Below are 22,361 nucleotides of genomic sequence, written 5' to 3' on the forward strand. Positions count from 1 at the left end.
GTGTCCTCGGCGGGGTCGGTCGCGGGCGGGCGGGCGGCGGAGGGGCGCGGTCAGGCGGCGGGGGCTCGGTCCGGCGGCACCCGGCCCGGCCGGTCCGGACCGCGGTCGCGGACCATCAGCGCCGCGCGCTTGTCGGGCAGGTCGAGTTCGGCGGCCCGGGTGAAGCCGGCCCGTTCGAAGGCACGGATCGAGCGCAGGTTCCGGACGTCGGGCTCGGCGACCACCCGCCGGCAGCGCGGCCGCGCCCGCAGGATGCGGTCGGCCAGCGCGGCGAGCAGGGTCGCGCCCAGGCCCCGCCCCCGGCAGTCGGCGGGGCCGAGCAGCAGGTGGACGCCGGTGTCGTGGGGCCGGGCCGGGTAGTGCGCGGCGAGCGGGTCGAGGTCGGCGCGGTAGATCTCCCAGTAGCTCATCGGGGCGCCGTCGAGCAGCCCCAGGCGGGGCAGGCTGCGGCCGTCGCCGTCGAGCTGGGCCCGCAGGTGCCGTTCGGTGACGGCGGGCGGCCCGGCGAGCTCCCAGAAGGCGGCGGTCTCGGGGTCGTTCATCCACCCGGCGAGCAGCTCCAGGTCGGCGGGCAGCCGGACCGGGCGGAGCCGGAACTCCCCCGCGCCGGTGGCCATCGGGCCCCGGTCGGTCACACCGTCGGGGCCTTCGGCGGACACGCCGTCGGAGCCCTCACCGGAAACGTCCTCAAGACCTTCACCGGTACCGCAGCCGTCGTCGGAGCCGCTCGCGCGGGAGTTCACGCGCCGGCCACCGGGTTGGGGATGTCGACGTAGACGGACTGCGTGGCCACCGGCCCGACCAGCTCGTCCAGGCCGTTGATCCGGGTGAGCAGGTTGGCCTTGCAGGGCAGCGTGGCGGCGTCCAGCAGGAGCGCGGGCAGCGCGGACCCGGTGGCCGCGACGCGCGGTCCGGACAGGAAGCCGCGCAGGGCGGCCAGCAGCACCGACTCGTCGGCCAGCCGCTGCGAGCCGAAGGCGCCGATCAGGCCCAGGACGTGGTTGATCCCGAGGTAGTAGGCGAAGTGGTGGTCGATCACCTCGTCGGCCAGGAAGGTGTCGCTCCGGGCACCGAGCCCGGGCAGCCGGGCGGTGAGCCGGTCGGCCGCGCTCTGCCGGTAGTAGAAACCCTGGTTGTCCCGGTAGCGGCCGCCCTGCGGCCACCCGTCGGCGTCGAGCAGGACGAGGCTGTTCTGCTGGTGCGCCTCCAGCGCGATGCCGGCCTGGCCGTCCAGCCAGAGCACCGGCAGGACGACGGCGTCCAGGTAGCGCAGGAACCATTCGGCGGCCACCGTGGGCAGCGGGCGTCCGCAGCGCGCGGCGAGCGCCCGCAGGGTGTCGCCGAGCCGCGACGGTACGGTGTCGCCGGTGCCGAGCGGCTGTTCGGCGACCAGCCCGGCCACGCAGAGGGCGCGGTCGCCCGGGGCGAACGGCTGGGCGCGCAGCACGGTGTCCAACCCGCCGGGGTCGCCGAGCGCGGGGTGGTCGACGCCGATCCAGGCCGGGTCGCGGACGATGTCGAAGCCGGGGTGGGCGGCCCGCCACTCGGCGGCCAGTCCGGTCTCCAGCAGCCGGTGCATCTCCAGACCCCGGTGGAGCTCCTTGCGGAGGTTCTCCCGCCGGGAGTTGGTGATCCGCAGGCCGAGCGAGAGCTTCAGCATCCAGGGCGTGCCGGGCCGGTAGACGGTGCGCACCGAGGAGGTCGGGTACCAGGGGTCACCGGCCGGGCCGAGGTCGCGCAGCCGCCCGTCGGCGAGCAGTTCCGCGACGGCCGGGCGCAGGGCGAGCTCGCGGGCCTGCCAGGGGTGCAGCGGGAGGGCGGCCGTCCCGGGCGGCACCAGGGTCGGGTCGCCGAGCAGGTGGGCGGTGATCCGGTCGGCGCTCTCGGTCAGCGCCGAACCGGCCGCGAGCAGGTCGCAGTCGACGGCGTACCAGTGCAGCCGGAAGGAGCCGTGGAGCTCCGGGGAGTACGCGGCGCTCTGCGCGGGCCCGAGGCCGTCGCGGCTCTTGGGCGTCGGGTGCAGCGGGTGGCCCAGCAGCAGGGACTGCTCGGCGGCCAGGAACTGCGAGCCCTCCGGCCCGCCGGGGGCGGCGGCGGTGCGGCGGTGGGCCAGGATGTCGGCGGTGCGGACCACCGAGTCGGCGACCCGGGCGGCGAGGTCGGCGACCTGGCCGGGGTCGGGGCGGTCGGCGGCCGCGGCGGCGAGCAGGGCGGCGGCGGTGACGGCGTCCACCGGGGCGGCGGCGGTGCCCTCACCGACCGCGAGGGTGGCCGGGCCGAAGCGGTGCCAGCCGGCCGGCGACCAGTAGCGGACCGGGGCGAGCAGCCGGGCGGCGCCGCCGAGTACGGCGATCCGCAGCCGCCCGTCCGGCCCGGGTACAGCCCCGGTCTCCCGGGCCCAGCACCGCAACAGGGCTTCCAGACCGGCCTGTTCGGCGGCGACGGCCGGGTCCGGATGGAGCAGCGGGTCGGGCGGCACCGGGCGGGCCGCGGCCGGCCGGACCCCGGCGGGCTGGACCGGGGCGGGGTGGCGCGTCGGGGCTTCGGGCGGGGCTCCGGTGACGGCGGTGCTCAAGGCTGCTCCTTGTGGCGCGTGGGGTGCGGACGCGCGCTGGTGGTGGAGAGGGTGTGGCGGGCGCTCGCACCGTCGCGTCAGGTAAGGGTTAGCTATCCCTGAGGGGTGATCACAAGGGCTGCTCACTCGTCCGAGTGAAGAGCGGTGAGAGTTCAACACTCAGGAGGGAGGACCTGCCGTGCCAACGAGCCAACCGGGCGTTCGTCACAGATCGGTGACCTCCGGCCGCCGTCGCAACCCGGGGGTCGGCCCGCGTCGTCCTGGTGGCCAGTGGGAGACTCCAAGGCGGTCGGCCGCCGCCGCACAGGACCAGCAGGGGGAAGCGAACACCATGCCATCGATCCACCGGTCAGCCATGGCCGCGGCCCTCGCCGCCGGAACGCTGCTCGTCGTGACGGCCTGCGGGCCCGACGGCCCCTCCGGCGGGGGCACCGCCGCCCCGCCGCCGGCCCCGGCGAGCGGCAGCGCCGCGACCGCCGGGGGTGGCGGCGTGATCGGCGGCGGTGTGATCGGCGGCCTGACCCTGCCGTCGGGCATCCCGACCAGCCTGCTGGAGGGCCTGCCCACGAGCTGGGACGACCTGAAGAAGTGGAAGTTCGAGGACTGGGACAACTGGGCCTCCAAGCACGTCTTCAACAACCCGGTGGTGAAGGACTTCTGGAACCCGGACAAGATGGGCGACTCCAAGCCGGCCGACCCGGCCCCGCCCACCACGAAGCCAACCGGCGACGCCGGGGTGACCGATCCGGACCCGGCCCCGGTCAAGGCCACGCCGGTGACCCGCCCGTACACCAAGCAGCCGTCCGGCAAGGTGTTCTTCAGCGCCGACGGCGGCCGCGGCAACTGCTCGGCCACGGTGATCGCCGACCCGGCGCACCCCGGCAAGAGCAACCTGGTCTGGACCGCCGGGCACTGCGTGCACCCCGGCAAGGGCGGCGACTTCTACAAGGACCTCGTCTTCGTCCCCGCCTACAACAACTCCGGTGCCTCCAGCGGCGGCAAGAAGGCCCCGCTCGCGGAGCTGGCACCGCTGGGCACCTGGTGGGCCAAGGACGTGGTGACCTCGCCGCAGTGGACGGTCGAGGGCGGCGGCACCGGTGACGCCGCCAACCAGTACGACTTCGCCGTGATGCGGGTGCAGAACCAGAACGACACCGGCAAGTCGCTGGAGGAGACGGTCGGCGCGGCCGTCCCAATCTGGTTCGACGCCCCGCGCGACCGGATCTCCGCCTCGGCCTGGGGCTACCCGCTCTACAAGCCCTTCGACGGGCAGGAGTTGTACAAGTGCGACGGCGGGAAGCCCGCCCGGCTCTCCTTCGACGCCAAGCGCCCGGCGATGCTCACCATCGGCTGCACCATGACCCAGGGCTCCAGCGGCGGCGGCTGGTTCGCCCCGATGCCGGACGGCCGGACCGCCCTGGTCAGCAACACCTCCATCGGCACCCAGGACCACACCTCGCTGAGCGGCCCGTACCTGGAGACGGTCGCCAAGCAGGCCCTGGACTACATCTCCAGGAAGCAGAAGTAGCCGCCTCCGCGCCGAAGACCACACGGGGACCGATGACCATGCCGAAGACCAGGCACCGCACCGCGCCGGCGGCCGCCGCCGTACTCGCCGCGCTCGCGCTCACCGCGACCGCCTGCGGACCGGAGGACGCGGGCAGCGCCGACGCCGCGTCCACCCCGGCCACGACCGCTGCCGCCACCGCCGCGTCCGCCAAGCCGGGTGCACTGCCCGGCAGCCTCCAGGACCTCGCCGGCTGGAAGCTCGACGACTGGGCCCGCTTCGTCAGCGAGAACGCCTTCGTCAACGAGGTCGCCCAGGGCTTCTGGTCGATCGCCAAGATGGAGAACGCCAAGGGCCGGCCCACCCCGGAGTACTCGCACAAGAGCCCGGGGAACACGGTCGTCCGGGACGACCCGCCGGCGGCCGTCCCGGCCAGGCCGCAGCCGCACCCGTACAGCCCGGCGACGGCGGTGGTCGGCAAGATCTTCATGACCGCGCCCGAGGGTGACTCGATGTGCTCGGGCACCGTGGTCTCCGACCCGGCCAACCCGGGCCGCAGCAACCTCGTCTACACCGCCGCGCACTGCCTGCACGACGGCAAGGGCGGCGGCTGGCTGAAGAACATCGTCTTCGTCCCCGGCTACAACCGCGACGGCCAGGCCAGCCGGGGCAGGCAGTACACCGAGCAGCAGGTCTCCCCGTACGGGCGGTGGACGGCGGTCCGCGCGCTGGTCGCGCCGACCTGGGTGAAGGAGACCGGTGTCGGCCCCAACTCCCAGTTCGACTACGGGATCATCCGGGTCCGCAACGAGAACGGCTCCGGCAAGTCGCTGGAGGAGACGGTCGGCGGCTCCGTCCCGATCTGGTTCAACGCCCCGCGCGAGCAGATCACCTCGGCCTTCTCCTACGGCTACCCGGCCGAGCGGCCGTTCGACGGCATGGAGCTCAACCACTGCGACTCCACCGTCCGGCCGGTCAGGCTCTCCTTCGACCAGGCCCGCCCGCCGATGTACGTGATCGGCTGCACCATGACCGGCGGGTCCAGCGGCGGCGGCTGGTTCATCACCAAGGACGGCAAGCCGAACCTGATCAGCGTCAACTCGATCGGCAACCGCAACCCGTCCGAGTACATGGCCGGCCCCTCGCTCCAGGACCAGGCGAAGCAGGCCTTCGACTACTTCTCCAAGAACGCCAAGTAGGACGCGCCCGGCCCCCGGGGACGACGACGGGCCCCGGCCTCCCGCGGGGGGGAGGCCGGGGCCCGTCGGCTGCCGGTGCTCAGCTCTGCGAGCTCAGCGCGACCGCGTAGCGCTCCAGCTCGGCGGCCAGCTCGGCCGGCACCTTCGCGTGCAGCAGGGTGCCCTCGGCGGTGTGCTCGGTGGAGAGCAGCTCGCCCTCGGCGTGCACCCGGGAGACCAGGCCGCCCTGGGTGTACGGGACCAGCACCTGCACCTCGATCGCCGGGCGCGGCAGCTCGTCGTCGATGAGCTTCAGCAGCTCCTCGATGCCCAGGCCGCTGCGGGCCGACACCACGATCGCGTGCGGCTCGCGGCGCAGCAGGCGCTGCAGCACGAGCGGGTCGGCGGCGTCCGCCTTGTTGATCACCACGATCTCCGGCACGTTCTGTGCCTCGACCGAGACGATCACCTCGCGGACGGCGGCCAGCTGCGTCTCCGGCTCGGGGTGCGAGCCGTCCACCACGTGCAGGATGAGGTCCGCGTCGGCGACCTCCTCCATGGTCGAGCGGAACGCCTCGACCAGGTGGTGCGGCAGGTGCCGGACGAAGCCCACGGTGTCGGCCAGGGTGTAGAGCCGGCCGCTCGGGGTCTGCGCCCGGCGCACCGTCGGGTCGAGGGTGGCGAACAGCGAGTTCTCCACCAGCACGCCCGCGCCGGTGAGCCGGTTGAGCAGCGAGGACTTGCCGGCGTTGGTGTAACCGGCGATGGCCACGGACGGCACCTGGTGGCGCTTGCGCTCCTGGCGCTTGGTGTCGCGGCCCTTCTTCATGTCGGCGATCTCACGGCGGAGCTTCGCCATCTTCTCGCGGATCCGCCGACGGTCGGTCTCGATCTTGGTCTCACCGGGACCACGGGTGGCCATGCCGCCGCCGGACGAGCCGGAGCCACCACCACCCATCTGCCGGGAGAGCGACTGACCCCAGCCCCGCAGGCGCGGCAGCATGTACTGCATCTGCGCGAGCGAGACCTGCGCCTTGCCCTCACGGGACTTGGCGTGCTGGGCGAAGATGTCCAGGATCAGGGCCGTCCGGTCGACGACCTTGACCTTGACGACGTCTTCCAGGTGGATCAGCTGGCCCGGGGTGAGCTCACCGTCGCAGACCACGGTGTCGGCGCCGGTCGCCGCGACGATGTCGCGCAGCTCCTTCGCCTTGCCGGAGCCGATGTAGGTGGCCGCGTCGGGCTTGTCGCGGCGCTGGATGACGCCGTCCAGCACCTCGGAACCGGCGGTCTCGGCGAGGGCCGCGAGCTCGGCCAGCGAGTTCTCCGCCTCCTCGACGGTGCCGTCGGTCCAGACGCCGACGAGCACCACGCGCTCCAGACGGAGCTGGCGGTACTCGACCTCGGTGACGTCCTGGAGTTCGGTGGAGAGGCCGGCGACACGGCGCAGGGCGGCTCGCTCGCTGCGGTCGTACTGGTCGCCGTCGTAGTGGTGGTCGAGGTCCTCGTCGATGGCCGCGAGGTCCTCGTCCATGAGGGCTTCCGCCCGCAGACCGTCGAAGCGGCGCGGGGCGTCGGCGTGGTCGCGGGTGTCTGACGTGGAGGTCATTCTGTCCTTTGGCTGCAGGAGTGGGACGGCCTGTGGGCGCGACCGTGCACAACGGTCTCACCCGGAGTCTGCCCAGCTGCCGCCCCGTCTACCGCTCGGGCGAGTCGTGAGCTACCCCTCAGGGCCACGGAGCCCACTGGGACTCTTGTGTTCAGTGTCCAGTGAACGCCGCGGACCGGCCGTGAATTCCCCATGATGGTCGCACGCCGGGCGCCGACGGGTCATCCCCATTTCCCTGCGCGGACACCGGCCCGGACACCGGCCCGGACACCGCGCCGGAGACCGGCTCGGGCACCGGGCCCGGCGCCGGGCGGGTCGCCGCCCCGGCCGCCGCGGCCGGGGTGCGGGCACCGCCCCCCGCCGGGGCGTACGGCCGGCCCACGTCGTACACCCCGGAGACCCGGAGCATCGCCCGCAGCACGGCGGGCAGCGCGCCCGGCTCGGGCAGCTCCACGGTGTAGGTGTGCCGCACCCGCAGCTCCTGCGGCGGCTCCACCTCCGCCGAGACGATCCCGATGCCCTCCCCCGAGATCGCCGCGGTGAGGTCCGCCAGCAGCCGGGGCCGGTTCAGCGCCTCGGCCCGCAGGGTGGCCCGGTAGCCGGACGGCGGCGCGGCGCCGGGCCGCCAGCGGACCTCCGGGGTGCCCCGCCCGTCCGCCCGCATCCGCTCGCCGGCCGGACAGCCGGTGCGGTGCACGGCGACCGCGCCGCCGCGGATCGCGAAGCCGCTGACCTCGTCCGGTGGCACCGGGGTGCAGCAGCGGGCCAGCCGGACCGGCGCCCCGGGCCGGCCGACCACCGTGACCGGGGCCTCGCCGCGCTCGGCGGTGCGGTGCGCGGGCGGTGCCGGCTGGCCGGCCGACGGCCCGGTACGGACCACCGGGACGCGCGGCGGGTGGTCGGCCAGCCACCGCTCGATGGCCAGCCGGGCGGCCGGCGTACGGGCGTGCGCCAGCCACTCGGGCGCCGGGCCGGACGGGCGGGCGGCCGGATCGCCCTGCTCGGTGAGGATGGCCACCCGGTCGCCGTCCTGGAGGACGGTGGAGAGCGCGGTGAGCCGGCCGTTGACCCGGGCGCCGATACATCGGTGGCCGGTCTCCTCGCCGAGCAGGTAGGCCGCGTCGACGCAGCTGGCACCGGCCCGCAGCTGAAGCGTTTCGCCGGCCTCGGTGACGACGGTGATCTCGCGGTCCCCGGCGAGGTCGGCGGTCAGCGCGGACCAGAACGCGTCCGGATCGGGCGTCTCCTGCTGCCACTCCAGCAGCCGGCTGAGCCAGCCGGGTCTGGCCGGGTCGGTGCGGTCCAGCTCGTCCGCGCCCGGCTCGGTGCCGGGCTGGCGGGGGTCCCCGAGGGCCACCACCCCGGTCTCGGCGATCTCGTGCATCCGCCGGGTGCGGACCAGCACCTCGACCACCTCGCCGCCCTCCAGCGCCACCGCGGTGTGCAGCGACTGGTAGAGGTTGAACTTGGGAGCGGCCACGAAGTCCTTGAACTCGCCCGGCAGCGGTGTCCAGCAGGTGTGCAGTTCGCCGAGCACGGCGTAGCAGTCCGCGTTCTCCTCGACCACCACCAGCACCCGGCCGAAGTCGGCGGGCTGGGGCCCCTGCGGGCGCCCGTCCGGCCCGGCGGCGGCGTCCCGCTTGAGCAGGACCCGGTGCAGCGAGACGCAGTGCCGCGGCCGGACGGTGACCTCGGCGGCCACCCCGGCCTCGGCGAGCTGGCGGCCCAGCGCCAGGGCGAACGGGGCGAGCAGGGCGTCCGGGTGGTCCTCGCGGCCGGCCAGCAGCGCCCTGGTCCGGGCGTACTCCTCCGGGTGCAGGGTGGCGAAGACGATGTCCTCCAGCTCCGCCTTGAGCACCTGGATGCCCAGCCGCTCGGCCAGCGGGATCAGCACGTCCCGGGTGACCTTGGCGATCCGGACCCGGCTGGCGGGCTTCATGTGCCGGATGGTGCGCATGTTGTGCAGCCGGTCGGCGAGCTTGATGACCATCACCCGGACGTCGTCCCCGGTGGCGACCAGCATCTTGCGGAAGGTCTCCGCCTCGGCCGCCGCACCGAAGTCGACCTTCTCCAGCTTCGTCACCCCGTCGACCAGGTAGGCGACTTCGGGCCCGAAGCCGGCCCCCACCTGGTCCAGCGTCAACTCGGTGTCCTCCACGGTGTCGTGGAGCAGCGAGGCGACCAACGTGGTTGTCCCGGCGCCGAGTTGCGCCAGGATCATGGTGACGGCCAGTGGGTGGGTGATGTACGGCTCGCCGCTCTTGCGCTTCTGCCCGCGGTGGCTGGCCTCGGCGAGCCGGTAGGCCCGGCCGAGCAGGCCGAGGTCGGCCTGCGGATGGTGGCGGCGGTGGGCCTGCACCAGCGGTTCGAGCGCGTCCGGCACCGGCGTGCGGCCGGTGGCCAGCAGGGCGGCGCGCCCGGCCCGGCCGAGGGCGGCCCGGCCGAGGCCTCCCAGGGGCCGCTTGGGCCCGGCCTGCCGTGCGGACGTCGGCTGCCCCGCCAGGGGCTGCCCGGCTTCGATGGTCATCGGCACCTCCGGCAGCGGTCACCGGGAGCATTGGCCGACCCGGTGGTCCATGCTACCGAGCAGAGCACGTTCCGCGACGCCCTGCTCCCCGTCGGTCATCGGGATCACCCGAACGGGGGGATTCATCACCGCACGAAATGGGCAAACCGGCCGCACTGCCAGGGCCTGTTCGAACCGGACCTACCGGTGGGCGGTGGCGAGCCACCCCGGGTCGAGCTCGCCGCGGGCCACGATGACCGCCGGACCGGTCTTCTCCACCCGACCGTCCGGGTACTCGGTGATCATCAGCCGGCCCCCGAGCACGTCCACGGTGTAGGTGACGGCCTCACCGGTGACCGCCGGGTCGACACCGTCCCGCCGGGCGGCGGCCACGGCGACGGCGCAGGCCCCGGTGCCGCAGGAGCGGGTCTCGCCCGAGCCGCGCTCGTGCACCCGCATCGCGACGTGGCGCGGACCGCGGTCCACCACGAACTCGACGTTGACGCCCTCCGGGTAGGCGTTCGCGGGGCTGGTGAGCGGCGCGCTCAGCAGGTCGCCGGCCTGGTCGAGGCTGTCCACGAAGGCCACCGCGTGCGGGTTGCCCATGTTCACGTTGCGGGCCGGCCAGCGCCGCTCGCCGACCGCCACCTCGATGCCGTCCGGTCCGGGCAGCACCGCGCGGCCCATGTCCACGGTCACCTGACCGGGCGTGCCGTCCCCGGCGTCCGCGCCCACCCGCACCCGCCGCACGCCGGCCCGGGTGGCCACCGCCAGCTCGCCAGGCTCGGCCAGCCCGGCCTCGACCAGGTAGCGGGCGAAGACCCGGACCCCGTTGCCGCACATCTCGCCGATCGAACCGTCGGAGTTGCGGTAGTCCATGAACCACTCGGCCTGCTCCGCCTGGTCGGCCGCGACCGGGTCGGCGGCCGAGCGCACCACCCGCAGCAGCCCGTCCCCGCCGATGCCGGCCCGGCGGTCGCAGAGCGCGGCGACCGCCTCGGGGCCGATCGTCAGCAGGCCGTCCGGATCGGGCACGATGACGAAGTCGTTCTGGGTGCCGTGCCCCTTCAGGAAGGGCAGGCCGGCGGGGGTCACGGAGGATTCGCTCACCCTCCCGATCATACTGAGCGGGCCCGCTCCGCAGCGCCGCGGACCAGCAGGCGGACCGCGCCCGCCGAGGCGGCGGGCGGTGGCGGTCAGCGCAGGTGGACGACCCGCCACAGCGCGAGCGCGCAGGCGACCAGGGCGACTAGGGTGTAGATCACGATCGCCTTCCACCCGGCGCGCCGGCCCGAGCCGCGACGCGGCAGCCCCGGCCACTTGTACCCGGCGTGCCGGGCGGCCATCGCGCCCCAGCCGACCGAGGCCGCGGTGAGCAGCAGACCGAGCATGCCGACCATCGCGGAGCCGGCCCCGGCCGAGCCGAAGGCGAGCGGGAAGGCGAACATCAGCGAGCCGGCGGTGCCCAGCAGCGCGATCGGCAGGGTCTGCCACCAGCGCAGCCGGCGGCGCGGTCGGATCTCCCGCTCGTGCACCGCGCCGGCCGGGGCGCTGGTGTCCAGGGCGGGCAGCGCGAGCGCGTAGGAGGTCGGTCCGTCGAGACCCGCCAGCACCGGCAGGTCCGGCAGGGAGGAGGTGTCGGGGCCGTCGGCCTGAGCCGTGGCGCTCCCGCTCTGACCGCTTTCGGGGCCGGTACCCGTCGACACGCGGCCTCCCCTGACAGTTCGACACGAGTGCGGACTCGCGGCCGGGCAACGGTCGACCCGCCCGGGGCCGACCCTTATGGCATCGATGATGGCATGTCCAGGAGGGCGTTCCGGGCCTGACCGGGGCCATCGGGTGATCCGTGGCCATGACGTGATCCGGCCGTAACCGCGGGTTCGTCCTGCACGCCCACCTGCGCGCGCAGGTGCACCGCCGGATTGGCCGGATCGCGTCCACGGGCCGTCCGATTACTGACGCTCGATCAGCTCCAGTGAGCGGGAGAGCAGCTCGGCGGGGTCGGCGCCGGCCGGCCGGGAGAGCCAGTGGATCCGGTCGTCGCGCCGGAACCAGGACTCCTGGCGGCGGGCGAACCGCTTGGTGGCCCGGACGGTCTCGGCACGGGCCTCGTCCTCGGTGCACTCGCCGGCGAAGTGGTCCAGCACCTGCTGGTAGCCGAGCGCCCGGGAGGCCGTCCGGCCCTCACGGAGGCCCAGCCCCTCCAGCTCCCGCACCTCGTCCAGGAGTCCGGCCCGCCACATCCGGTCGACCCGCAGGGCGATCCGCTCGTCCAGTTCGGGCCGGGGCACCGCGACGCCGATCTGGACGGCGTCGTAGACGGCGGTGTTGCTCGGCAGGTTGGCGGTGAAGGGCTGCCCGGTGATCTCGATGACCTCCAGCGCCCGGACGATCCGTCGGCCGTTGCCGGTCAGGATCGCCTCGGCGGCGGCCGGGTCCAGCTCCGCCAGGCGCCGGTGCAGCGCGTACGGGCCGGCCTGCGCCAGCTCGGCCTCCAGCCGGGCCCGGACCTCCGGGTCGGTGCCGGGGAACTCCATCTCGTCGATCGCCGCCCGGACGTACAGACCCGAGCCGCCGACCAGGACGGCGGTCCGGCCGGCCGCGAGCAACCGGTCGATCTCGGCCCGGGCCAGCCGCTGGTACTCGGCGACGCTGGCGGCCTCGGTGACGTCCCAGATGTCCATCAGGTGGTGCGGGACGCCCTCGCGCTCCGCCAGGGTGAGCTTGGCCGTACCGATGTCCATGCCCCGGTAGAGCTGCATCGAGTCGGTGTTGATCACTTCGCCGCCCAGGGCCCGGGCGAGGGCGACGGCCAGGTCGGACTTGCCGGCGGCGGTCGCGCCCACCACCGAGACGACGCGCGGCGGGGCGGCATGGGGCTGGACGGTACGGGAGCTGCTCACCGGACCAGTCTCGCAAAACCGTCGCCGCGCCGGTGACCTCCCCGTCCGTCCGGCCCCACCGGGCGACGATATGAGCGGTTCAGGCCGTTTTCACCGGGCTGCGAACGGTTCGGCCACGACGGACGTTGAGCAGGAAACAGAGAGGAACGGTGAGACCACCATGGGTCTGATGGACAACCTCAAGGGCAAGGCCGGCGAGCTCAAGGGGAAGGCGAGCGAACTGGCCGGCAAGCACAGCGAGCAGATCGAGCAGGTGGTGGACAAGGCCGGCGGCGCGATCGACAAGGCGACCAAGGGCAAGTACAGCGACAAGATCGAGCACGGCGCCAGCAAGGCCAAGGGGGCGGTCGACGACTTCGCCCACAAGCCCGGCGACCCGGGCGCTCCAGGGGCTCCCGGCGCTCCCGGCGCTCCCGGTGCCGGCGGCCCGTCCGCCTGATCCCGGCCCGCTCCCGGGTCGCTCGCCGGGCCGCTCGCCGGGCCCGGTCTCAGCTCCAGGACGCGACGAAGTACCCGACCCCGTACGGCGCGTCCCGGTAGCCCAGCCGCGCGGTGAGGCCGGCGCCCCCGGCGGCGCCGGCCAGCACCTGCCAGGGGGCCCGGCCCTCGGCCAGCAGCTCGCCGGCCAGGCCCGGGTCGACGGCGGCCAGCGCCGCCGTGTCCGCCGAGCCCAGCGCGTCCGCGATCACCGCGTCGAAGCCCTCGGCCCGCTCGTCCAGGTAGCCCGGCGCCTTCAGCGAGCGGCAGGCGCTGCCGTCGCCCATCACCAGCAGCCCGACCCGGTCGGCCAGCCCGGCCAGCCCCTGGCCCAGCCCGAGCATCCGGTCGGCGGGCGCGTCGGCGGGCACCGCGCAGGCGTGCGTCGGCACGGTGGCCCCGGCCCGCTCCAGCAGCCAGGCGCCGACGGTCAGCGCGGGGCTCAGCTCCGGCCCCTCGACCCGGCCGGACGGCAGCTTGGCCACCAGCGGCACGCCGTACCGGTGGAAGGAGCCCGCGCCGCCCTCGGTCCAGACCTCGGGCTCGGGACCGGTCCCGACCACCACGACCAGCTCCGGTCCGGCCGCGAGCAGCGCGGCGAGCGCCTCGTCGCAGGCCGCGCGCAGCGGCTCCAGCTCGGCGGCGGCGCCGGCGGCGACCTCCGGGACGAGCAGCGGCGGACAGGGGCAGACGGCGGCGGCAACCAGCATGTGGATCACTCTAACGAAGAAGGACGGCCGTTCGGCCGGGGACGACGGCGGCCCGGCGGGATCCGAGATCCCGCCGGGCCGCCGAAGGAGCGCCGGTCAGTCGCCGCAGCAGCCGCCCGCCGCGGGGGCCGCCACCGGCGCCGGGGCGCCGATGGTGGGCAGGCCGAGCATCACGCCGGCCGGCTTGGCCGCCGGGGCCGCTTGGCGCTTCTCCCAGGCGTCGCCGGCCCGGGTGCGGCGCACCCCGAGGGTCGGGCCCTCGGCCAGCAGGTGGTGCGGGGCGGCGTAGGTGATCTCGACGGTCACCGTGTCGCCCGGGCGCACCGGCTCGGCGGGCCGGGTGAAGTGCACCAGCCGGTTGTCGGGCGCGCGGCCGGAGAGCCGGTCGGTCCGGTCGTCCTTCTTGCCCTCGCCCTCGGCGACCAGGATCTCCAGGGTGCGTCCGACCTGCTTCTTGTTCTCCTCCCAGGAGATCTCCTCCTGGAGCGCGATCAGCCGGTCGTAGCGGGCCTGCACGACGGCCTTCGGCACCTGGTTCTCCATCTCGGCGGCCGGGGTGCCGGGGCGCTTGGAGTACTGGAAGGTGAAGGCGTTGGTGAAGCGGGCCTCGCGCACGGTGTGCATGGTCTGCTCGAAGTCCTCCTCGGTCTCGCCGGGGAAGCCCACGATGATGTCGGTGGAGATGGCCGCGTCCGGCATCGCCTCGCGCACCTTCCGGATGATGCCGAGGAAGCGCTCCTGCCGGTACGAGCGGCGCATCGCCTTGAGCACGGTGTCCGAGCCGGACTGCAGCGGCATGTGCAGCTGGTGCATCACGTTCGGGGTCTCGGCCATCGCGGCGATCACGTCGTCGGTGAAGTCCCGCGGGTGCGGCGAGGTGAAGCGGATCCGCTCCAGGCCCTCGATCTGCCCGGCGGCGCGCAGCAGCTTGGAGAACGCCTCGCGGTCGCCCAGGTCGGAGCCGTAGGCGTTGACGTTCTGGCCCAGCAGGGTGACCTCGATGACGCCCTCGCCGACCAGCGCCTCGATCTCGGCGAGGACGTCGCCCGGGCGGCGGTCCTCCTCCTTGCCGCGCAGCGCGGGGACGATGCAGAACGTACAGGTGTTGTTGCAGCCGACCGAGATGGCCACCCACGCGGCGTACGCGGACTCGCGGCGGGTGGGCAGCGTGGACGGGAAGGTCTCCAGCGACTCCAGGATCTCGACCTGGGCCTTGCGCTCGACCGCGGCCCGCTCCAGCAGCGCGGGCAGGTGCCCGATGTTGTGGGTGCCGAACACCACGTCGACCCAGGGGGCCTTGCGGACGATGGTGTCGCGGTCCTTCTGCGCCAGGCAGCCGCCGACGGCGATCTGCATGCCCCGGTGGCGGCTCTTCACCGGCGCCAGCTGCCCGAGGTTGCCGTACAGCTTGTTGTCGGCGTTCTCGCGCACCGCGCAGGTGTTGAACACGACCAGGTCCGGGTCGCCGTCCTGCCCTGCCTTCACGTACCCGGCGTCCTCCAGCAGCCCGGACAGCCGCTCGGAGTCGTGGACGTTCATCTGGCAGCCGTACGTGACGACCTTGTAGCTCTTCAATCCGCTCTCACCGCTCACCCAACCAGGGTACGGGCACCCGCGAAGGGCTTTTCCCCGCCCGCCCGGGCGCCGCCCGCCCGCTCTCCGGGCGCCGGCCGCCACCCGCCCCGGCCTGCGCCCCTCCCGTTCGCCGCCCGCGCCTGGCACTATCCCTGCATGGCCCCCTCCCCCGATCCCCGCTCCGGCGGCGCCCTCCGCGCCGCCGCCCGCAGCCCGCTGTGGCGGACGCTGCTGGTCCTGGTGCTGGTGGCGGCCGGGTTCGGCGGCTGGTGGCTCTCGGCGGGCCGCACGCCCGACTACCCGCGCGGCGAGACCGGCTTCGCCACCGGGGTCCAGCGCGGCGTCTACGACCGGTACGGGCAACTGCTGCAGACCCACGTCGCCAGGGCGATGCCGGGGGTGCGGCTGCGGCTGGACAACTCGCAGGGCTCGATCGACAACCTGGCCCGGGTCACCAGCGGCCAGGACGACTTCGCGATCGCGACCGCCGACGCCGTCGCCGAGTACTCCGGCCCCGGCAAGGACCGGCTGCGGGCCATCGCCCGGCTCTACGACGACTACCTCCAGCTGATCGTCCCCGCCGACTCGACGGTGCGCCGGACGGCCGACCTCAAGGGCAAGCGGGTCGGCGTCGGGCAGGCCCTGTCCGGGGTGAACCTGGTGACCAGACGGCTGCTCTCCTCGGCCGGCCTCGACCCGGACCACGACATCACGCCGGTCATGCTGGGCGTCGGCGACGCCGCCGACCAGCTGCGGGCCGGCAAGCTGGACGCCTTCTTCTGGTCCGGCGGGCTGCCGACCAGCGCGCTGACCGACCTGTCCGACCACATCGGGATCAGGCTCGTACCGCTCGGCGACCTCGCCGAGGCCGTGCACAAGGTCGAGGGCGGCGGCACCGACGCCTACCGGGCGGCCACCATGCCGAAGGGCACCTACCCCAACGCCGAGCCCAAGGACGCCGTCGCCACGGTGGCCGTGCCCAACCTGCTGATCACCCGCGAGGACGTGGACACCGACCTGGTGCAGGGGATGACCCGGGCGGTGATAGACAGCCGCGACCAGATCGGCGCCCAGGTCCACGCCGCCCAGCTGGTCGACCTGCGCACCGCCGTCTACACCGACCCGCTCCCGCTGCACGAGGGCGCGATGCGCTACTACCGCTCGGTGAAGCCGTGAGGTCCTGACACCGCGAGGCCCGGCCCCCCGGGGCCCCGAACCGCCCCCGGCCCCGGCCCCGGCCGTCAGAGCTTCTTGCCCGCCCGCGGCACCGCCAGCGTCACCGCGAGGCCGGTCGGCCGGACCGGGGCGAAGGTGAGCGAGCCGCCGGCGGCCAGCAGCAGGGTGCGGGCGATCGAGAGCCCGAGCCCCGAGCCGTCCACGTTCTGGTGACGCGCGCTGCGCCAGAACCGGTCGCCGGCCCGGGCCAGCTCCTCCTCGGCGAGCCCCGGCCCGGCGTCCGAGACGGTCACCGCGACCTCGTCGCGCCGCACCGCCACCAGGACCCGGACCCGGCTGCCGGCCGGGCCGAACTTGAGCGCGTTGTCGACCACGGCGTCCAGCGCGCTGCCGAAGCCGATCGGGTCGGCCATGCCGAGGGCGAGCGCCGGGCCCTCCCAGCCGAGCTCGATCCCGCGCTGCTGGGCCACCGGCCGCCAGGCGTCCGCCCGGGCCAGGGTGAGCGCGACCAGGTCGGTCGGCTCCGGCTCGGGGCGGGCGTGCTCGGCGGTGGCCAGGCCCAGCAGGTCGTCCAGCACCCGGGCCAGCCGGACGCCCTCCTCCCGGACCCTGCCGAGCTCCTCGTCGTGCCCCTCGGGCAGCTCCAGGCCCAGCACCTCGACCCGCAGCAGCAGCGCCGCCAGCGGGTTGCGCAGCTGGTGCGAGGCGTCCGCGACGAAGGCCTTCTGCTGGTCCAGGGCGAGCACCACGTGGTCGGCCATGTCGTTGAACGAGCGGGCCAGGCGCTGCAGTTCGGGCGGCCCGCCGCCGGGCGCCACCCGGGCGTTCATCCGGCCGGTGGCGATGTCGTGAGTGGCCCGGTCGAGGGTCCGGACGGGCCGCAGCACCCACTCGGTGAGCCGGACGGCCAGCAGCACCGCGACGATCATCGCGGCGGCCTCGCCGGCCCCGATCACCAGCCAGCGGTGCAGCACCCGGGTGCGCATCGGCCCGGTCGGGGACTCGCTGAGCACCACGGCGACCACGTCGCCGTCCCGGACCACCGGGGTGGCGATGGTCAGGGTCCGGTCGGGGGTCCACGGCCAGACCTGCGGTGGGTTGTGGCTGCGCCGCCCGTCCAGGGCCTCCTGGAAGGCCTGCTCGCCCCAGCCGCCGGCGGGTACCCGCCAGTCCTCGGGGGCGGTGGCGATCGGCAGGCCGTCGCGCTGGAAGATGCCGAGCCGCACGCCGTAGAGGTCGTGGTAGCGCGCCACCTCGGCGTCCAGCGCGTGCCGGCGGCTGAGGTCGCCGGGAGCGGGCTGGGACTCCCCCTTGAGGGCGGACTCCAGCCCGGAGACGCCCGAGGTGGGCAGGTCCTGGGCGAACCGGGCGGCGTCGTCGAGCCGGTCGACCACCACCCGGCTCTGCTCGGCGGCCGCGACCGCCGCGGCGAGCGGCAGCCCGAGAGCGGCCAGTACGCAGAGCATCAGGGCGAGCAGGATCCCGAGCAGGCGGGTACGCACGTGCGGTCAGTGCTCCGCGCGGGCCTGGGGGGCTTGCGCCGCGGCCGTCGCGGCGGACCCGGCGGACCCGGCGGACCCGGCGGCGGCCGGGCTCTCGGGGATCAGCCGGTAGCCGACGCCGCGGACGGCCTCGACCAGCCCGGGCAGCGCGAGCTTGGTGCGCAGCGAGCCGATGTGCACCTCCAGGGTGCGGCCGTTGCCCTCCCAGCCGCTGCGCCAGACCTCGCTGAAGATCTGCTCGCGGCGGTAGACCACGCCGGGGCTCTGCGCGAGCAGCGCCAGCAGGTCGAACTCCTTGCGGGTGAGCGGGACGTCCCGGCCGTCCACGCTGACCCGGCGGCGCTCGCGGTCGATCAGGATGCCGCGGGACTCCAGCGGCCCGCCCTGCTGCGGTACGACGTCGGGGGCGGGCACCGCGGCGGCGGCGGGTGCCGCGCCGCGCCGGGCCACGGCGTGGATCCGGGCGAGCAACTCGCCCATGTCGTAGGGCTTGGTGACGTAGTCGTCGGCACCGAGGTTGAGGCCGTGGATCCGGGAGCGGATGTCGGCGCGGGCGGTCACCATGATCACGGGCACGCCGCTGCCGGCCCGGATCCGGCTGCAGACCTCGAAGCCGTCCCGGTCGGGCAGGCCGAGGTCGAGCAGGACCACCCGGTACGGGTCGTTGCCGTCCGGCACCAGCGCGTCGAGCGCCTCGTGCCCGCTGCGGGCGTGCCTGACCTGGAAGCCGTGCCGGCCCAGGACCGCGACCAGCGCGGCGGCCACACGTTCGTCGTCCTCGACGAGCAGCAGTCGCATCGTTCCTCCTCCCCCCGACGTTCCCCGGGGTGTCACGTGATGTTCACGGGCCCCACCGGGCAGGTCCCGGTCCTGCGCAGTATGGGCCAGCGGAGCGCCGGACGCCAGGCTCGGCCACGCCCCGGGACCGCCGGGGACGGCGCGCGGCGGTGCGGGTGCCCGCTGTCACGGTGCCCCCCTGTTTCCCGGTGTGAACGGCACTTGCCGGGCGTGTGGCCGGATCGTGATCCTCAAGTTCCGCTCAGATCGGCTGACGTGGCATCGTCATGGCTCCTATGGTCACCCCACCGGGGGCCGAGGCTCCGCCGGCCGAGGCCCCCGGTTCCTACCATCACTGCCGCCCAAGGGAGTTCGACTCCGGGGGCCGACACGAGGAGCAGGCGCGATGACCGAGAGCCTGATCAAGGACTCCAGCGCCGCCGCGACCGCTCCGCTGGTGGTGCTGAACGGGGTGAACAAGCACTTCGGTGCCCTTCACGTCCTCCAGGACATCGACCTGGAGATCGCCCAGGGCGAGGTGGTGGTGCTGATCGGCCCCTCCGGCTCCGGCAAGTCCACGCTCTGCCGGACGATCAACCGGCTGGAGACCGTCGACTCCGGCACGATCACCATCGACGGCCGGCCGCTGCCCGCCGAGGGCCGGGAGCTGGCCAAGCTGCGCGCCGAGGTCGGCATGGTGTTCCAGAGCTTCAACCTCTTCGCGCACAAGACCGTGCTGGAGAACGTGGTGCTCGGCCAGGTCAAGGTGCGCGGGATCGCCCGTGAGAAGGCGGTGCGGACCGCCCAGGAGCTGCTGGAGCGGGTCGGGGTCGGCGCGCAGGCGTCGAAGTTCCCGGCGCAGCTCTCCGGCGGCCAGCAGCAGCGCGTCGCGATCGCCCGGGCACTGGCGATGAACCCGAAGGTGATGCTCTTCGACGAGCCCACCTCGGCGCTCGACCCGGAGATGATCAACGAGGTGCTGGAGGTCATGCGCCAGCTGGCCGCCGACGGCATGACGATGGTCGTCGTCACCCACGAGATGGGCTTCGCCCGCTCCGCCGCCAACCGCGTGCTCTTCATGGCCGACGGCCGAATCGTCGAGCAGAACACCCCCGAGGCCTTCTTCACCGCGCCGCGCAGCGACCGCGCGAAGGACTTCCTCTCGAAGATCCTGCACCACTGAGCTTCCGGACGGACCACCGGTCGGCGACGGCAAGGACGCCGGCGCCGGTCCCGTCCGCCCGGCCACCTTCCTGTCGCCAGAGCCCGGTTGAACCGTGGCCCAGCCCCGAGGAGAACCACCCTCATGAGGACTCGTCGCACCTTCGCCGTCGCGCTCTGTGCCATCGCGCTCACCGCCACCGCCGCCTGTGGCAAGGACGGCACCCCCGGTGACGCCGCCGCCAGCGGCAGCACCGCCCCGAAGCTGCCCACCTACACCGTCAAGACCGACGCGAAGGTGGACTCCGCGATCTTCGCCGAGGCCAAGAAGCGCGGCCAGCTGATCATCGGCGCCAAGTCCGACCAGCCGTTCCTCGGCTTCGAGGACCTCGCCAGCGGCGACCGCAGCGGCTTCGACATCGAGATCGCCAAGATGGTCGCCGCGGACCTCGGCTTCACCCCGCAGCAGATCAAGTGGCAGACCCTGGTCTCCTCGCAGCGCGAGCCCGCGATCTCCAAGGGCCAGATCGACTTCTACGTCGGCACCTACAGCATCAACGACGAGCGCAAGAAGACGGTGTCCTTCGCCGGCCCGTACTTCATCGCCGGCCAGGACTTCCTGGTCAAGGCGGACAACACCTCGATCACCGGCCCGGAGTCGGTCAACGGCAAGAACATCTGCACCGCCACCGGCTCCACCTCGATCAAGAACATCCAGCAGTACTCGCCGAAGATCACCCAGTTCGACACCTACTCGGCCTGCGTCGAGAAGCTGCTGTCGGGCGAGGTCGACGCCGTCACCACGGACGACGCCATCCTCAAGGGCTACGCCTCCAAGTACGCGCCCAAGCTCAAGGTGGTCGGCAAGCCGTTCACCAAGGAGAACTACGGCGTGGGCCTGAACAAGGACGACGCCGCCCTGCGGGGCGCCATCAGCGACGCCCTGAAGGCGCACCAGGACAACGGCGACTGGAAGAAGGCGTACGACGCCACCCTCGGCCTCTCCGGCTCGGCCGCGCCCACCCCGCCGGCCCTTGAGCGGTACTGACCGCCCGCCGACCACCGTTCCTGACCACTCCTGAGAGGAGGGCCGCCGGATGGGTTTCCTGTTCGAGGACGGCAACTTCGCGCTGTTCCGCGACGGCTTCCTGCAGACGATCGAGCTGAGCGCGCTCAGCGCACTGCTCGCCCTGCTGCTGGGCACCCTGCTGGCGGCCTTCCGGGTCTCCCCCATACCCGCGCTGCGCGGCTTCGGCACGGCCTGGGTGACGCTCTTCCGCAACACCCCGCTGACGGTGCTGTTCTTCGCCGTCACGTTCGGGCTCCCGCCGCTCGGCGTGCACTTCAGCCACCTCACCTTCGCGGTGCTGGCGCTGGGCAGCTACACGGCCTCGTTCGTCTGCGAGGTGCTCCGCTCGGGCATCAACACCGTGCCGCTCGGCCAGGCCGAGGCCGCCCGCAGCCTCGGCATGACCTTCGGTCAGACCCTGACCAGCATCGTCCTGCCGCAGGCCGCCAGGACGGTGCTGGCACCGCTGAGCAGCGTCTTCATCGCCCTGCCGAGGAACTCGGCGATCGCCGGCGCCTTCAGCGTCAGCGAGCTGTACAGCGCGCAGCAGTCGTTCTCCGAGGACGGCTACTCGATCTTCGCGATCTTCTTCTGGGTGGCCTGTGCCTACCTGGTGATCAGCGCCGTCGTCGCCCTGCTGTTCCGCTTCCTGGAAGACCGACTGGCGGTGGCCCGATGAACGCCCTCTTCACCCGCTCCTCCACGGCCAGCGTCCTCTACGACGCCCCGGGCCCACGGGCCCGCACGCGGTACCGGCTGTTCGGGGTGCTGTCGCTGCTCGCGATCGCCGGCCTGCTCTGGTACGCGATCGCCAGCCTGGCCTCCAACGGCCAGTTCGACGCCCAGCTCTGGGACGCCTTCCAGTACAACACCGTCCAGCAGCGGATCGTCGACGGTCTGCTGGCCACCCTGGAGGCCTTCGGGCTGGCCGCGGTCGGCTCGCTGGCCCTGGGCGCGCTGCTGGCGGCCGGACAGCTCTCCGACCACAAGCCGGTCCGCTGGGCGGCGGTCTCCTTCGTCCAGTTCTTCCGGGCGATGCCGCTGCTCATCCTGATCGTCGCGCTCTACTACGCCTTCTTCGCCAAGGAGCCGATGTGGGCCCTGGTGATCGGGCTCACGCTCTACAACGGCTCCGTGCAGGCGGAGATCATCCGCAGCGGCGTCAACGCCGTGCCGCGCGGTCAGGGCGAGGCCGCGTTCGCGCTCGGCCTGCGCAAGACCCAGGTGATGACGACCATCCTGGTGCCGCAGGCGGTCCGCTCGATGCTGCCCACGATGATCGGCCAGCTGGTCGTCACCCTCAAGGACACCTCGCTCGGCTTCATCATCACCTACCACGAGCTGCTGTTCGTCGGTAAGGCGATCGCCAGTCAGCCGCTCAACGCCGCGGGCTTCCCCTACATCCCCGTGGTCCTGGTGATCGGGCCCATCTACATCGCGATGTGCCTGCTGCTCACCGCGCTCGCCCGGTGGATCGAGGCACGCGGCCGCCGCGGCGCGAACCGGCGCACATCAGCTGCTGCTTGACGGACACGCAGGCGAACTGTTGCATTGCTCTTCGTGACACCATCCGGGACCATCCTCGCGGCATATGACGCCCCCTCGTCGGCCTGCCCGGCCCCGGGGGTGCGCGGCT

Annotated in this window: 19 protein-coding genes; 8 read left to right on the top strand and 11 right to left on the bottom strand. The window is 73.7% G+C overall.

Annotated features, from left to right (window positions below):
- Window positions 1-50: 50 nt before the first annotated feature.
- Both ACIF6L_RS31170 and ACIF6L_RS31175 read right to left on the bottom strand, forming a co-directional pair.
- Window positions 51-743: a GNAT family N-acetyltransferase gene (locus tag ACIF6L_RS31170; protein WP_396490817.1), complete on the bottom strand. Its 693-nt coding sequence runs from the start codon at window positions 741-743 to the stop codon at window positions 51-53.
- Window positions 740-2,575 carry an IucA/IucC family protein gene (locus tag ACIF6L_RS31175; RefSeq protein ID WP_396490816.1) on the bottom strand — a complete coding sequence of 612 codons (1,836 nt, stop codon included), beginning with the start codon at window positions 2,573-2,575 and terminating at the stop codon, window positions 740-742. The genes ACIF6L_RS31170 and ACIF6L_RS31175 overlap by 4 nt, the downstream gene beginning before the upstream one ends.
- Before the next feature lie 331 nt (window positions 2,576-2,906).
- Here ACIF6L_RS31175 and ACIF6L_RS31180 point away from each other — a divergent pair, with 331 nt between their 5' ends.
- Both ACIF6L_RS31180 and ACIF6L_RS31185 read left to right on the top strand, forming a co-directional pair.
- Window positions 2,907-4,103 (top strand): trypsin-like serine peptidase, encoded by a 1,197-nt coding sequence (locus tag ACIF6L_RS31180; RefSeq protein WP_396490815.1) that lies wholly within the window; start codon window positions 2,907-2,909, stop codon window positions 4,101-4,103.
- A gap of 32 nt (window positions 4,104-4,135) precedes the next feature.
- Window positions 4,136-5,281 carry a trypsin-like serine peptidase gene (locus ACIF6L_RS31185; protein WP_396490814.1) on the top strand — a complete coding sequence of 382 codons (1,146 nt, stop codon included), beginning with the start codon at window positions 4,136-4,138 and terminating at the stop codon, window positions 5,279-5,281.
- 79 nt (window positions 5,282-5,360) lie between these two features.
- Here ACIF6L_RS31185 and hflX read toward each other — a convergent pair whose 3' ends face one another.
- From hflX to miaA, 5 genes are all read right to left on the bottom strand, one after another.
- A complete protein-coding gene (gene hflX / locus ACIF6L_RS31190; protein ID WP_329489832.1) occupies window positions 5,361-6,869 on the bottom strand; it encodes a GTPase HflX in 1,509 nt (502 codons plus the stop codon).
- A 151-nt stretch (window positions 6,870-7,020) separates the two neighbouring features.
- Window positions 7,021-9,396: a RelA/SpoT family protein gene (locus tag ACIF6L_RS31195; protein ID WP_396490813.1), complete on the bottom strand. Its 2,376-nt coding sequence runs from the start codon at window positions 9,394-9,396 to the stop codon at window positions 7,021-7,023.
- Between the two features lie 180 nt (window positions 9,397-9,576).
- On the bottom strand, window positions 9,577-10,497 hold the full coding sequence (dapF, locus tag ACIF6L_RS31200) for a diaminopimelate epimerase (protein WP_359838184.1): 921 nt from the start codon (window positions 10,495-10,497) through the stop codon (window positions 9,577-9,579).
- Between the two features lie 74 nt (window positions 10,498-10,571).
- A complete protein-coding gene (locus ACIF6L_RS31205; RefSeq protein ID WP_359806499.1) occupies window positions 10,572-11,081 on the bottom strand; it encodes a hypothetical protein in 510 nt (169 codons plus the stop codon).
- A 246-nt stretch (window positions 11,082-11,327) separates the two neighbouring features.
- Window positions 11,328-12,278, bottom strand: coding sequence for a tRNA (adenosine(37)-N6)-dimethylallyltransferase MiaA (miaA, locus tag ACIF6L_RS31210; RefSeq protein WP_359806502.1), 951 nt, complete (start codon window positions 12,276-12,278; stop codon window positions 11,328-11,330).
- A gap of 169 nt (window positions 12,279-12,447) precedes the next feature.
- Between miaA and ACIF6L_RS31215 the strand changes: the two genes are divergently transcribed.
- A complete protein-coding gene (locus ACIF6L_RS31215; RefSeq protein ID WP_380393505.1) occupies window positions 12,448-12,717 on the top strand; it encodes an antitoxin in 270 nt (89 codons plus the stop codon).
- 49 nt (window positions 12,718-12,766) lie between these two features.
- On the opposite strand, the gene ACIF6L_RS31220 is transcribed toward ACIF6L_RS31215, so the two are convergent.
- Window positions 12,767-13,465, bottom strand: coding sequence for a class III extradiol dioxygenase subunit B-like domain-containing protein (locus tag ACIF6L_RS31220; RefSeq protein ID WP_329489826.1), 699 nt, complete (start codon window positions 13,463-13,465; stop codon window positions 12,767-12,769).
- A gap of 96 nt (window positions 13,466-13,561) precedes the next feature.
- Window positions 13,562-15,058, bottom strand: a complete 1,497-nt coding sequence (gene miaB / locus ACIF6L_RS31225; RefSeq protein WP_329489825.1) for a tRNA (N6-isopentenyl adenosine(37)-C2)-methylthiotransferase MiaB — start codon at window positions 15,056-15,058, stop codon at window positions 13,562-13,564.
- A 138-nt stretch (window positions 15,059-15,196) separates the two neighbouring features.
- Between miaB and ACIF6L_RS31230 the strand changes: the two genes are divergently transcribed.
- A complete protein-coding gene (locus tag ACIF6L_RS31230; RefSeq protein WP_396490812.1) occupies window positions 15,197-16,216 on the top strand; it encodes a TAXI family TRAP transporter solute-binding subunit in 1,020 nt (339 codons plus the stop codon).
- 65 nt (window positions 16,217-16,281) lie between these two features.
- Here the strand turns inward: ACIF6L_RS31230 and ACIF6L_RS31235 are convergent, their stop codons facing one another.
- Window positions 16,282-17,718, bottom strand: coding sequence for a HAMP domain-containing sensor histidine kinase (locus ACIF6L_RS31235; protein WP_329489823.1), 1,437 nt, complete (start codon window positions 17,716-17,718; stop codon window positions 16,282-16,284).
- Between the two features lie 6 nt (window positions 17,719-17,724).
- A complete protein-coding gene (locus tag ACIF6L_RS31240) occupies window positions 17,725-18,516 on the bottom strand; it encodes a response regulator transcription factor (RefSeq protein ID WP_396490811.1) in 792 nt (263 codons plus the stop codon).
- A 385-nt stretch (window positions 18,517-18,901) separates the two neighbouring features.
- Between ACIF6L_RS31240 and ACIF6L_RS31245 the strand changes: the two genes are divergently transcribed.
- The 4 genes from ACIF6L_RS31245 (at window position 18,902) to ACIF6L_RS31260 (ending at window position 22,252) form a co-directional block, all read left to right on the top strand.
- Entirely contained in the window at window positions 18,902-19,678 is a 777-nt protein-coding gene (locus ACIF6L_RS31245) for an amino acid ABC transporter ATP-binding protein (RefSeq protein WP_329489821.1), read from the top strand.
- Window positions 19,679-19,801: 123 nt separating this feature from the next.
- Window positions 19,802-20,704, top strand: a complete 903-nt coding sequence (locus ACIF6L_RS31250) for a glutamate ABC transporter substrate-binding protein (protein WP_329489820.1) — start codon at window positions 19,802-19,804, stop codon at window positions 20,702-20,704.
- 49 nt (window positions 20,705-20,753) lie between these two features.
- Window positions 20,754-21,404, top strand: a complete 651-nt coding sequence (locus tag ACIF6L_RS31255) for an amino acid ABC transporter permease (protein WP_329489819.1) — start codon at window positions 20,754-20,756, stop codon at window positions 21,402-21,404.
- Window positions 21,401-22,252 carry an amino acid ABC transporter permease gene (locus ACIF6L_RS31260; RefSeq protein ID WP_329489818.1) on the top strand — a complete coding sequence of 284 codons (852 nt, stop codon included), beginning with the start codon at window positions 21,401-21,403 and terminating at the stop codon, window positions 22,250-22,252. The genes ACIF6L_RS31255 and ACIF6L_RS31260 overlap by 4 nt, the downstream gene beginning before the upstream one ends.
- Window positions 22,253-22,361: the final 109 nt, after the last annotated feature.

The sequence above is a fragment of the Kitasatospora sp. NPDC086009 genome (assembly GCF_044540385.1).
In the GTDB taxonomy this organism is placed as follows: domain Bacteria; phylum Actinomycetota; class Actinomycetes; order Streptomycetales; family Streptomycetaceae; genus Kitasatospora.

What these genes read in the sequence shown, in the direction of transcription:
- ACIF6L_RS31180 (WP_396490815.1), top strand. Translation starts at nt 2,907, where the DNA reads ATGCCATCGATCCACCGGTCAGCCATGGCCGCGGCCCTCGCCGCCGGA.
- ACIF6L_RS31185 (WP_396490814.1), top strand. Translation starts at nt 4,136, where the DNA reads ATGACCATGCCGAAGACCAGGCACCGCACCGCGCCGGCGGCCGCCGCC.
- hflX (WP_329489832.1), bottom strand. Translation starts at nt 6,869, where the DNA reads ATGACCTCCACGTCAGACACCCGCGACCACGCCGACGCCCCGCGCCGC.
- ACIF6L_RS31195 (WP_396490813.1), bottom strand. Translation starts at nt 9,396, where the DNA reads ATGACCATCGAAGCCGGGCAGCCCCTGGCGGGGCAGCCGACGTCCGCA.
- dapF (WP_359838184.1), bottom strand. Translation starts at nt 10,497, where the DNA reads ATGATCGGGAGGGTGAGCGAATCCTCCGTGACCCCCGCCGGCCTGCCC.
- ACIF6L_RS31215 (WP_380393505.1), top strand. Translation starts at nt 12,448, where the DNA reads ATGGACAACCTCAAGGGCAAGGCCGGCGAGCTCAAGGGGAAGGCGAGC.
- ACIF6L_RS31220 (WP_329489826.1), bottom strand. Translation starts at nt 13,465, where the DNA reads ATGCTGGTTGCCGCCGCCGTCTGCCCCTGTCCGCCGCTGCTCGTCCCG.
- ACIF6L_RS31230 (WP_396490812.1), top strand. Translation starts at nt 15,197, where the DNA reads ATGGCCCCCTCCCCCGATCCCCGCTCCGGCGGCGCCCTCCGCGCCGCC.
- ACIF6L_RS31240 (WP_396490811.1), bottom strand. Translation starts at nt 18,516, where the DNA reads ATGCGACTGCTGCTCGTCGAGGACGACGAACGTGTGGCCGCCGCGCTG.
- ACIF6L_RS31245 (WP_329489821.1), top strand. Translation starts at nt 18,902, where the DNA reads ATGACCGAGAGCCTGATCAAGGACTCCAGCGCCGCCGCGACCGCTCCG.
- ACIF6L_RS31250 (WP_329489820.1), top strand. Translation starts at nt 19,802, where the DNA reads ATGAGGACTCGTCGCACCTTCGCCGTCGCGCTCTGTGCCATCGCGCTC.
- ACIF6L_RS31255 (WP_329489819.1), top strand. Translation starts at nt 20,754, where the DNA reads ATGGGTTTCCTGTTCGAGGACGGCAACTTCGCGCTGTTCCGCGACGGC.
- ACIF6L_RS31260 (WP_329489818.1), top strand. Translation starts at nt 21,401, where the DNA reads ATGAACGCCCTCTTCACCCGCTCCTCCACGGCCAGCGTCCTCTACGAC.